Here is an 11,312-nt window from a genome sequence, read left to right as displayed (position 1 = left end):
CCACGAAAATGTTTAGCTTACAGAACTGCTTATGAAGCTCTAGTGGATGAGTTAGAGTAAATGTTGCACTTATTCTTGCAATTTATCGTCAAACCAAATAACCCTACCTATTTTTTCGTTTTGCTAAGTAGATACTCCTGTTAAGAACTACCAACCCTACAACAATCAAGGCACCCATAACTGTCGTTCCTGTCCTTGGTAAAATCTTTTGTTTTGGTGCTGGCGGTTGAGATGGATCATATAAATTCTGCAATACAAAACCTGATGCTGCATCACCACTAATCTCTGCACGATAAGAAGCAACAACCTCTTCAGTGATGGTATAATGAATTTCTTTTCCATTTTTATATTTTGGTTTATTGGTAAATTCTGCACGCCATTTACCGTTTTCATTTGGTTTAATCGTTTGAGATTCTATCTTTTTCCCGTCAGCCAGCAAATTCACTGTAATATGATTTGGACGTTTTCCAGCTTGATTATCTTTGTCATCCCAATGTTTCACAACCGAGATATTCGTTCTTGCCTCATCAAACTGATCTGTAATATTTAATCTATCATTTTTGACAGTTGCCGTATTATTCTTAGCTTTAAGGATATTCACTTGTCCAGCTGTTGTTACCTCAAAAACAATGTCACTGACAGCTTTGTAGCCATTAGGAGCCGTTTCCTCATGAAAAGTATAAATTCCAGGATCTAAACTTAATTCATGTGTTTTTCCTAACTCTGATGTCCAAGAAGCAACGACCTCTCCCTGTGTTCCTTCTCCTTTGTAAACATGAAGTTTGGCACCTGAAATCATTTTACCATTTGGATTTAGCTTGCTGATTTTTATCTTCTTGTTCCCTACTTTTTGATTGACAATCGTTCTCAAAACAGTTTGTTCTGTTCCAAAATCAGAAGGGGAAATCTTGAACTTTTCATCCCTTTTTTTATAACCATCTGGTGCCTTGCTCTCTTTCAAGGTGTATTCATCTTTCAAAAGATGTGACAATTCTCCCATACCATTGGCATCCGTTGTAATAGTCCCAACCACTTCTTTCGTACGATTGCGAATCACTTGAAACTCAGCATTTGAAAGAGGCTGACCGTTAGCATCAACTTTTTTAACCTTAATCGTGAAGTTTTGTCCATCAGCCTTCCCATTGGCTTTTACATATCGTGTCTCAACTTCTGTAGTTTTATCTACAGTATTGTCAGCTGTTAATTTGACCTTATTTATAAAAGCATCCCCAATCTTCGGTTCACCATTCAATTTAACTTTATAATTGATATAGTAGCCCTCATTTGAAGCAATGCCACCAATTTTGACAGTAGCTTTTCGCTTATTTACTATAATATTAGCCTTCAATTTAGCTGTCACATCTTCTGCTTGTTGCAATTCCCATTCGGAAGTTGTCGAATTATAAAGCCATATCCCTTGATAATCTTGACAGAATCGGCTTCAATAACACCATTCCCCACAAACTCATCTTCAATAACAGCATTTTTAAAGGTTTCTTGTGTCCGGTTTATCGCTACATCATAGCCCAATCTCTCTGGATCATTGGTCAAAGGCCATCCGCCCTTTACAATTGCAAATTTTTCTGCTTCACCTGCACCAACAAAACCAGGTTTCCCTGCATTCGTTATCTTACCATCAATTTTAAATTCTAAATCAACTTTTCCGTTGACTTTATGCTCGCGATGATCAAAACGAACATGAAAATCAAATGTCCCTTTAATATCCGAATGTTTTTCAACATAATCCGTATAAGTAAGAACAATTTTTTTATTTGTTGCATCAATATTTGCTACTGCAACAATATCTCCCTGACTGCTTACAATATTGAAACTTTTATTAGGCGAGTTATAAACAAGCTGTTTAGGGAAATCAATTGTAGTCGTATCACCAGCTGCTACCGTATTATTTGGTAACGAGAAAGTTGCACTAATCTTAAAATCCTGCCATTTTTTAAGGTCACCTTGGAGAGGATTTCCGTCACTATCCGTCACCTTCATTGAAGTGATGACATTTGGAATCGTCTTAGCATGAATTACTTGCTTCACCGTTATGTGAAAACTAAAAAGGAGAGCTAGCAGAAATAGTGCACCTCTGATAATCTTATTTGTTCTTCTTTTTATTTTAAACATTTTATCCTCCTGTCAATAGATTATATTTATCATTTTTTAGAGATCATCCTTATTTATTATACCATATAATAAATAAATTTAGGAAATGATATACCTGTTCACACAACCACAAAGTATGATTGTCAAATTTACAAAAATCTTATTTTAAGATACTATATGTTGTGATTAGGATAAAGTGCTATATAGTTCCCTAAATTTAAAACGAGTATCGAACATATAATTCTATGCAAAAATTCTATTTTTTATTATCATGACTATGAATGAAGTAAAAACAAAAAGCCGAAAATCAAATCAATTGATTTTCAGCTTTTGGAGATTTATTTCAGCCGAAGAACAACGTAACCACTTCCCACCAATAATATGCCCAAAAGGGGTAAAACAGTGGCTCCTTCTCCCGTTTGAGGAAGAGTTTTCTTTTTTCCTTTAGGAAGTGCTGTCTCAGTCTCACTTTCTTTCATTTTCTTTCCCTTATTTTTTGATGAATTTTCATCGGTTGGTTTTGCTATTGCTAATTCTTTAAAGACTTCGTCTTTACTAGCAGAGCTTTTTGTTTCTGGATTATAGTACGAAACTTTGTATTCATTGTCTTCTTTTCTAATAGTGTACAATCCTCGTTTTCTTACTTGGAATCGGTCTGAAATAGTCGAAACAGAATCATCATATTTCACAATGCCCCAAACTTGTTGTTGAGCATCATAAACAGCTTGCAATTTATCATTATTTTTAAGGAGAGCGCCTTCCAAATCTTTCACCATTTGATTAAAGGTGGTACGATCTACATTGGGAATCATCATATAACTATAGCTATCACCATCTCCCTTATGAGTCTGACTAATGGTAATAAAGGTATTCTGCACTTTCGCATCGGATTGAGAAGCATTGATATCTTTCCAAGCCCCTTCTTGAATCCTCTTCATCATTGTAATGTCTGTCTTTTTAAAGAAGAAATAACCGATATTTTTATTTTTGTCGTTTGACTCTAGAAAGACACTCTTCGTCGCATTATACGGATTTTCTTTGTCCGCTAAACCTTCTTCTTTATCATTAACATATACTTTGTATGGACTTTCTGGGTTTTCTTTTCTCTGCTCAATGGTGGTTGAGACTGTATTATTTGAACGGTTTTGAATGGCACTTCCAAGAAAAGCTATGTTACCATTTAACATAAACCAACTCTTATGTGCTGTCAATGTTTTGTTCCAATTTGTAAAATCCATAGCTGCTGTCGCATTTTTTTCATCTAGCTTGTTTGTCCCTACAAAACCAGATGGCAGCACGCCTTGACCAGAATCATCTTCTCTAGGAGCAGACGTTTCGGTCGTTCCTGGCAATTTATACGGATTAACAGTCGCCCAATAATGATTACTATAATGGCTCAAATCTCCATTATAAAGATAGAACATGCCATCTCCTGTATACCAACCTTTTCTGTTTTCCTTGTTCATTCCTTCATAATTTTTGGTTCGGCTGGAGAACATAGACAAGCCGAAGCCAAAATCTTTTTCAGCATGATACAAAGCTAATTTATCCATTGCATTAAAAGCTGATAAGTAACTCTCTCTTGAGATTGTTGCTACAGAGGCATCATTTAACAGATTTTCCATCAGGCTAATATCACGATATGTTTTCAAATTGTTAAATACATTATAGAACGTATCGGATTGGATAATCGTCTTAATAATTGATTTCAATTTTTGTTTTGTTGCTTCATCTGACATTTCTGCAATTCGATGAATGCCTCGAAGTACTTCAACTGCTGCCACATGGTCTTCACTATTAGCACGACTAATAGAGCGTCCGCGACTCAAATCCATTAGCTCTCCATGAACGATCAAAGGCAAGAATGATTTGTCAATCCAATGATACATGGTCTGCATTTTTTCTGTTGCTATAGGAGTTGAAGTTTTTTGAATAATCGGCAACAATTGAGAAAGCCCATCAATTAAAACATTGCCATAAGCTCCTGTATAAGCAACATTGGTATGATCGATATAAGAGCCGTCTGGATAGAAGCCTTCACCACTATTTACCAAAGTGAAAACTTGCTCAATGGAACGAATCGTAGCAGCAACTTCTTGCTTATCTTTGCGCAACAGGCCTGCAATGATTTTTACACGTCCCATATCTACTAAGTTACCACCTAAAGCTTTAAATGGCGTAGTTGTTTTCCGGAAATATTCTGGATCTGGTACGAATTTTTCAATAACATCAGTATACGTTTTTATTTCATCATTTGAAAAATATTCCTGCATCAAAGACAGTGTATTATTAATGGCTCTTGGTGTACCAATCTCGTAGTCCCACCAATTTCCAACGATATTTTTAGAGCTATTGTATACATTTTTATGAAGCCATTCCATAGCCTCTCGAACAGTACGGATAACGTTGGCATCTTGATAATAGCTAGAGTGAGGATTCGTGATCTGCTTTGCCATTTCTTCTAACTTGCGATAAGTTGCTGTCAAGTTAGAAGAAGTTTCATAGTTTGCTAATTTTTCCCATAAGTAAGTTCGATTTTCTTTGGATGAGATTGTTTTCAAGTTTTCTGTTACTTTGTCCTCTAATTCTTTGTTAAAAGTAGACATGTATGGATCTTTTGGATTAAAATAGCGATTACCTGCAATAATATCATTCCAGTCTTCCAACAGTTGACTATATTGATCTTTAGCAGACCTCGTTACCGTTAAAGGAATTGTCTTTACGACTTTGCCGTCTTTTTCAACTTTAATATTCGTCAGACCTTCTTTTAGTGGTTCAATAATTCCATTTTTTACAGAGGCTATTGTACTATTTTCTATTGAATAATTATATTCCACTTTGTTTAAAACATATTTTTTCCCTAATGGAAGATTAATCTTATCTTCTATTCCCTTTTCTGTTTCCTGCGGTTTTTCTTCCACCTTATTTCCATTTTCTACTAATTCAACATCTTTAAAAGAAACTGAGCCCGTTCCTTTATCATAAAACAACTCTATTTTAATTTTTTTAGCAGCTGAAAGGGGAACATAATCTTTTTCCAACACTTTCCAATCGGTTGTTCCTGATATTTTTTCAGAATACCAAAGATTCTTCTGAGTCCCCTCTCCTTCAATGATACGAACATAAGCTGCACCAGTTTTATTTTCTGCTTTGATTTTAAAACGGAGTTTGTATTTTTTGCTGGCATCAACAGTTAGCTCCTGATGCACAACTGCTCGAAAAGGTTCCGAACTAGACAGCATAACAGCTTGATCAATCACTTCTATCTTTCTAGAAGGAGTATTGTCTTTGTAATTGTTATCTATCCAAGCTGTCCAACCAATAGCCTTTGTCCCTGTCCAATAACCTTGCTTATCTTCTAACTGACTAAAATCTCCATTTTTCAAAAGATTATAAATAGCTTGATTTACCATGCTCTGTTGGTTTGTCTCTTCTGTAATTTTCTCTATCTGAGTATCTGCTTGTGAAGTTACTCCAGAGTTCTGAGATGGATTAATTGTTGCTTCATCTGCTCTAACAATCGTCGAAGCATTCACCAATAAGATTCCAGATAAAAGCACAGATGAAATGGAAATAAGCAACTTTTTCGATACAAAATGATTTCTAATTTCTGAATTCATATTCAACTCCTATACATATAAATTTCAATCATTGAGAGGATTATTCAGTACATCTCTTTTTGTTAGTAAACCGGTTTATATAAAGCATATCATTTTTACTGTTTTTTGTAAACGTTTTCTGTTACATTCATCATAATTTTTTGTTTCCACTCATATTCATTACATATCTATTGTTTTATACATATTTCTATTTTTTATATATATTTTTGCTTGAAATCGTTTACATTTCCTGGTATACTACCTTTGTATACTTCAAATAATAAAGGAGGTTTCTTATGAAAAATTCATATAAGAAACGGTTGTACACAAATGTTCTCAGCTTATCAGCTGCCGTTCTTGTTGCAGTTTTAACGTAAGGAAATGCTGCTGCAGATACGCAAGATAGCACGGAGAAGCCTATTACTAACAAGACAGAAACAGTAGTTCCTGCCGAAAAGGCAAGTACGGAAACAAATGCAACTAGAGCGACTGTAACGCCAGATTCTTCATCAACTGGAGTTCAGCTTCCCACAACAACCTATCAAGAAGAGGCACAGAAATCGGAAAACACTCCTTCAATAGACAGCCCAACTTCTACTACAAACGAATCCGGAACAGAGACGCCTGCAACACCTGCAAAAACAGAAACACGAGCAGCTGGAACAGAAGAAAAGAAGGTCCAATTAACTGATAGTACAGTCCATATGTCTGAAAAAGCTACAATTACTGATACTGTGCAGGAACAGGGAGCTGTTGCTGGCAAAATGACTTGGAAATTAGATAATAAACCAATCACTGAATGGAAAACTTGGAACATGAAGAAGGGAGATTTTTCAGGAGATTCCTTTGTCACAATTGAGGAAACAACTAATGGCTCTGACCTCAAACTTTCTCTCAAATTTAATGAATTATTTGGAAAGGATTTAAGTCTTCGGACGCCAAATAATATCCGCAGAACTTATCGGCAATTTATCGGAAACCATGAACTCGTTGGAACAAACGAAAAATCCGGTCTGACGATTCGAAAAACACTTGTTTTCCGACCGTATGAAAACTTCCATACTCACGAAGAAATGTTAGCTGCTATTGAAAAAAGTCGACAAGAAGCTAAAAATGATCGGCTTGTTAAAATCGAAAACATTGGTACCAGCGCTCAAGGACGTCCAGTTAAACTCAGTATCATCAGTTCTGATCAAAAAAGCATTGACGACTATCTCAATACAACCAATCGACTCGCTCTCACTAAACCAGCTGAAATGTTAGCGGCTCTGAAAAATGGCACGCTGGACTATAAACTTCCAGTCCTTATCAACAATACCCACGCCGATGAACAACCTGCTATCGATATCATCACTGGACTCTTCAATACTTTTGCGACCAAAGATCAAATTTCTTTCCAAACCACCGATGCTAATGGCAATGCTAAGACTGTCACACTCAGTGTCAAAGAACTCCTCAAGAAATTCATTTTCCTCTTTGACTTTACTGAAAATCCTGACGGAGATGTTGCCAATATCCGTGCCCTAGCTAACGGAATCGATCCAAACCGCGATACTAGCTATCAGGCCAACCCAGAAACCCGGACTGTTGCTGGACTCATCAACAAATGGAATCCAATTGCACTTTACGACATCCACGGCTTTGTCAAGGACTTCCTGATTGAGCCAGCGACTCCACCGCACGATCCAAACTTTGAATATGACCTTTTGTCAAAAAATATGTTGGAAAATGCCCACCACATGGGCCGTGCTGGTGTTGCCAATTCCAAGTATGACCACTACATCATTCCTAAACTAGACTGGGGCGATGGCTGGGATGACTCCTTCTCTGGCTACACTGGTGTCTATGCTATGTACCACGGAATATTAGGACATACCGTTGAAATCCCTGAGGGCAATCAAGAATCCTATAAGGCTGCTTATCACGCTGTCCTTGGAGGTATCTCTTACCTGTCCCAAGATCCTGATAAACTCATGGAAATGCGCCTCAACTTCTATCTCCGTGGCATCAACAAGGTTGAAGATCCAAAAGCTGAAAATGAATTAGTTGGACCAGATGGTAAAGTAGTCGGTCGTATCAAACATGGACAAAAGAAATTCTTCCCTGATTACTATGTCATTCCAATGGAACTTGACAAATCCAATGACTCTCAACAAGCCTTTAATATGATTGAATACTTCAAGAGGAATGGGGTTGTCATTCAAGAATTGAAGGAAGATACTGGCAGTTATAAGAAAGGCGATTTGGTTGTTGACATGGCGCAAGCCAAACGTGGCTATGCCAATCATATCCTCTACAAGGGTTCCAACGAATCTGCTTGGGCTGCTATGTATGCAGAACTGCTGGTTAATTTTCCAGATATGAGAGGTTTTAAGGCTGTAGCTGTCTTCAAAGATAAACTCTTTGACGGTAAACTCGGTGAAGTAACTGCTCTTCGTGCTACTCGAACCAGTGAAATTGACCACAAAGCACCGTATTATGTCATTGCCAATACTTCAGAAAGTGCCGTTCGCGCTGTCAATCGTGCAATCCGAGACGGTAAGAAAGTTTATTTGACAGATGACGGCTATATCGTAGATACTCCTACTTTTGCCAACCTGCTGAACAACTTTGCAATTTATGGAGATGCACTGTATAAAGTTCCTCAAGGTCAAGCCTTAAAAGCCTTAAAAGTTTATGCACCGCCTCATCAATATTATTGGGCTGGTGTAGATACTCCTGCTCATACTGCTCTTGCTTTGAAGAATTTGGGATTTGATATTGTCAATACCCCTGAAGAAGCTGATGTGATTGTTCTAGAAAGCGATAATTTTGACAAGTCTCTTCTCGGTTTGAAACCGACAATCATAGTTGGGGGCACTGCTATGCAACGCCTTGAAAAACTCGGTGTCCTTAGTGGCTTTGATGCGGAACATTTCAAAGGTGGTAGTGATTATGAAGGCCTGATGAAATCTATCATTGATGATGCAGATCCGCTAACCAGTGGTTACAATAAGAATGACCTCTTCTATTCTAATTCTGGAAACTGGATTGCCAAGGTTCCTGCCAATTTCAAGACTTTGGCAACAATTGCAGGTAGCGACTACTACATTGCTGGGTGGTGGCCAGGAAATGAAAACTTAGCTAATAAAATTGTTGCGATTTCCGGTAGCTATAAAGACCAACCTATGTTCATCTATGCTGGAAATCCAACTAATCGTCTGCATACTATTCATTTCTACCGTTGGGTATCCAATGCTATCTTTGGCAGTCAATTAGCTCAACTGAAAGATCTTGAGAAAGAACAAAAGCCTTCTACTGAGGTTGTTGAGATCATCAATCAAAAACCTCAGGCAGCTCAAGCTACAACCCTACGCTACACTCCTCAACCTCAAATGATGAACACTGCTAAAAAAGCTCAACTTCCTCAAACTGGAAATAAAGAAAGCCAAAGCAATCTCATCATTGCTAGCATGTTCATTCTTGTCAGTGGCTACTTGCTCCATTTAAAGAAAAAAGAAGAATAAGTATCTTCTTTTATAACTTAAAACTTCCTCGGATTTAATATTCGAGGAAGTTTGTTTTATAAAGCATCTAGCGCAACAAGAGTAATCATTGCTGCTTCATAATAATTTTCTTTTGACAAATCTTGCATAAAGATATATTTGTTCTGCTGAACCAGTTTGCGATATGCCGAATTTCGATTAGCCGCATAAAAAATTGGAGCACCAAAGCTGGCAGATTGATAATTATTTAGCGCTTTTCCTTTCAAAGTATAGCCTGCATAAAGAATCTCTTGTTTCATAAAGAAATTCATCATTTTATCTAAAATCTTTTGACTTTGTTTATCCTGACTTTGCGCTAAATTATAAGGTAAACGACAAGCGTTGTAATAATAATCACCGTCATATTTAGAAGCGACCGACTTTTTCTCAACTGCACGAACCGTATTTGCCTCCACCCAAAGAAAATCTGGAAGTAGACCTGTTTTTGTTTTAGCACTCATCATTTCCAATTTAGATAGCATGTTTGATCTGATATTTAACCATTGCCTATTACCTGTCAACTTGTAAAAAGCTTGGAATTGAGCTGGAAGAACATCTGATGTTCGCATTAAACGATAGTATTTTGAGTCTGAAGTTGCCCAATTTCCAACCGTCAGCACTCCTGTTGTACTGTTATAATTATAAGTCAAAATATCCTTCAAAATTGCCTTGGCCTGCGCATTATAAACGGCAGCCTTTTGTGGCCATAGTTTAGCTGCTTGAATCAAAGCATATGCAATATAAAGATCGCCATCAGTTGCATTATTGTTTCAGCTTTAACGATGCCATTCTTAACCGTTTGCCGCCATGACATCAGCTGCGTATTTTTCATACGATGTGCCAAATAATAATTGTACAAACGTTCAAAATCTTTCAGGCTAGCATTCCTTTGTTTTGCAGCTTCAACAGCAATCACCATTCCATAGCCTTGTGATTCAGACAAGACAACATCTTTTTTCTTATTGTTGGTTGTTTTTACATAAGCTTGATCTTTTTGTCGAACAACATAACCTTTTAACCATTGTTGAGAAATCTGACTTTTTAAATGACCTGTACTATTTATTCTGACATAAGTAAAAATCGCAGTTAATGTCAATAAAATACCAACTAGCCAAACATATCTTAAATTTGTTCTTTTCACGTTTCCTCCTATCCTGCAAATCGCTTTGTTTTAACCCATTTGGTTCCATCACGGTGGAAGAGTTTGTCCAATGTAACAGAAGTTACAGCATCAATTGAAACAATAATAAATAACTGCGAGTAAGTAAAATAAGATGCCAATGCTAACCAAATCTGCTTAGAAGTTGCTTGACCAAATTGGGAAGCAAGAGAGATATTGATTTGTAAGAGATACAGCATAATCATCAAAAGCCAATTAAACAACATCAATTGCGCAATGTAAATATTACTTGAATCAAATGTAAAAGGAATATGAACACTTGGGACAAATAGATGAACAATAATAGCAATCACATTTGACAAAAGGACAATATCCGATAAAATAATCGCTGCATTAAACCAGAAGAAGACACAAGAATAGTAGGCTACCTCTAATTTCACGCGCCAATTGCTCTTGTCAAACAAATGCTTGAAATTTGAAATAACAACTTCATAATTTCCTTTAGCCCAACGTTTCCGCTGCATATAATAGCTTTTAACTGTCTCTGGTTCTTGTTGGAAAGCTTCAGAATTATAAGCCAAAGCAATCAATTTCCCACTTTGCATAATTTTAAAAGAAATATCAGTATCCTCTGTCAGGGCGCCATTTCGCCACCCACCAATACTTTTTACAAATTCCGTATTGATGATAAAATTTGTACCAGGAATACGACCAATTTTAAACATATGCCACATACCAACATGCTGAATTCGTTGCGTCACGACAATCTCTTGATTGATACAACGTGTTAAGAAGTTTTGATTAGCATTTCGTGTCTTGTTTCGACCAAAAGAGGCCACATGGCGTTCAGGATCTTCCAACACTTTTTTAACAGATAAATTGCAAGAATAAGTGCAACATTTACTCTAACTCATCCACTAGAGCTTCATAAGCAGTTCTGTAAGCTAAACATTTTCGTGG

General features: G+C 36.8%; 3 protein-coding genes and 3 pseudogenes. 1 reads left to right on the top strand and 5 read right to left on the bottom strand.

The window, feature by feature from the left end:
* Window positions 1-103: 103 nt before the first annotated feature.
* The 3 genes from FQ204_RS10680 to FQ204_RS04680 form a co-directional block, all read right to left on the bottom strand.
* Entirely contained in the window at window positions 104-1,360 is a 1,257-nt protein-coding gene (locus FQ204_RS10680; RefSeq protein ID WP_260843553.1) for a Cna B-type domain-containing protein, read from the bottom strand.
* Complete coding sequence (locus tag FQ204_RS10675; RefSeq protein ID WP_260843552.1) at window positions 1,357-2,130, bottom strand: Ig-like domain-containing protein; 774 nt, start codon at window positions 2,128-2,130, stop codon at window positions 1,357-1,359. The genes FQ204_RS10680 and FQ204_RS10675 overlap by 4 nt, the downstream gene beginning before the upstream one ends.
* 317 nt (window positions 2,131-2,447) lie before the next feature.
* Window positions 2,448-5,729, bottom strand: coding sequence for a polysaccharide lyase family 8 super-sandwich domain-containing protein (locus tag FQ204_RS04680; RefSeq protein ID WP_144209221.1), 3,282 nt, complete (start codon window positions 5,727-5,729; stop codon window positions 2,448-2,450).
* Between the two features lie 275 nt (window positions 5,730-6,004).
* Here FQ204_RS04680 and FQ204_RS04675 point away from each other — a divergent pair.
* Window positions 6,005-9,214: pseudogene (locus tag FQ204_RS04675) on the top strand (LPXTG-anchored zinc carboxypeptidase).
* A 56-nt stretch (window positions 9,215-9,270) separates the two neighbouring features.
* Here FQ204_RS04675 and FQ204_RS04670 read toward each other — a convergent pair.
* Window positions 9,271-10,373, bottom strand: a pseudogene (locus FQ204_RS04670) (glycosyl hydrolase family 8).
* 8 nt (window positions 10,374-10,381) lie between these two features.
* Window positions 10,382-11,224 (bottom strand): annotated as a pseudogene (locus tag FQ204_RS04665) (glycosyltransferase family 2 protein); the annotation flags it as partial.
* Window positions 11,225-11,312 lie beyond the last annotated feature (88 nt).

The sequence above is a fragment of the Streptococcus constellatus genome (assembly GCF_902167705.1).
In the GTDB taxonomy this organism is placed as follows: domain Bacteria; phylum Bacillota; class Bacilli; order Lactobacillales; family Streptococcaceae; genus Streptococcus; species Streptococcus constellatus_A.
Note: the sequence above shows the minus strand (reverse complement) of the source record. Positions and strands in the feature narration are given on the sequence as shown.

Excerpts from the sequence above, each read along its gene's own strand:
- FQ204_RS10675 (WP_260843552.1), bottom strand. The coding sequence starts at position 2,130 with ATGTTTAAAATAAAAAGAAGAACAAATAAGATTATCAGAGGTGCACTA.
- FQ204_RS04680 (WP_144209221.1), bottom strand. The coding sequence starts at position 5,729 with ATGAATTCAGAAATTAGAAATCATTTTGTATCGAAAAAGTTGCTTATT.